A 1037-nucleotide genomic window follows, 5' to 3' on the forward strand; every position below is an offset into this window, starting at 1 on the left:
TGATCGGGGTGGGTGAGCTCATCGAGCAGCAGGATCAGCCCGCCCAGCTTCGCTCCCCCGGCGTCGTGGCGGCGCACATCCAGTCCCCACTGCACCAGGGTGTCGGCCAGCTGCTGGGCGGTGGGCGAATCGCCCAGGATCAGCAGCGGGCCGGGCAGCAGCGGGGTCTGGGTGGACCAGCGGCGCAGCCGGGCCGGTTGCGGTAGGCCCAGCTTCTTGGCCAGGGTGCGGGTAAAACCGGTGTTGACCAGTTCCAGGTACTTGTCTGCCATTAGTTGCGTGCCTCCAAAATCGCTACGACTCCCTGCCCGCCGGCGGCGCACACGGAGATCAGTCCACGTCCCGAGCCCTTCTCATGCAGCATCTTGGCCAGCGTCGCCACGATTCGTCCGCCGGTGGCGGCGAACGGGTGGCCGGCGGCCAGCGAGGACCCGTTGACGTTCAGCTTACTGCGGTCGATGGCGCCCAGCGGGGCATCCAGGCCGAGCTTTTCGCGGCAGAATTCCTCGTCCTCCCACGCCGCCAGCGTGGAGAGCACGGTGCCGGCGAACGCCTCGTGGATTTCGTAGAAGTCAAAGTCCTGCAGGGTCAGGTTGTTGCGCTTCAGGATCCGGGCGACCGCGTAGGCCGGGGCCATCAGCAGGCCCTCCGCACCGTGCACGAAGTCCACCGCGCCGGCCTCGAAGTCCACGAAGTTCGCCAGCATCGGCAGGTTGTTGGCCTTGGCGTATTCCTCGCTGCCCAACAGCACCGTGGAGGCCCCGTCGGTCAGCGGGGTGGAGTTGCCCGCGGTCATGGTCGCCTCATCGCCCAGCGACTTGCCGAAGGCCGGCTTCAGGCTGCCCAGCTTTTCCAGGCTGGAGTCCGGGCGCAGGTTGTTGTCCCGGCTAAGGCCGTTGAAGCTGGTCATCAGGTCATCGAAGAACCCGCGCTCGTAGGCGGCGGCCAGGTTCTGGTGGCTGGCCAGGGCCAGCTCATCCTGCGCCTGGCGGGTGATGCCCCAGGCGTGGGTGGTCTTGGCCTGGTGCTCGCCCATC

At 67.7% G+C, this 1037-nt stretch carries 1 protein-coding gene and 1 pseudogene; both read right to left on the reverse strand.

The features are described from left to right. Nucleotides 1-272 (reverse strand): annotated as a pseudogene (locus JCM19049_RS15205) (3-oxoacyl-ACP reductase); the annotation flags it as partial. After that, nucleotides 272-1037, reverse strand: a 766-nt coding sequence (locus tag JCM19049_RS15210; RefSeq protein WP_279403346.1) for an acetyl-CoA C-acyltransferase, incomplete at its 5' end; no start/stop codon positions are given. The pseudogene JCM19049_RS15205 and the gene JCM19049_RS15210, both read right to left, overlap by 1 nt.

It is taken from the genome of Arthrobacter sp. JCM 19049 (assembly GCF_001310435.1).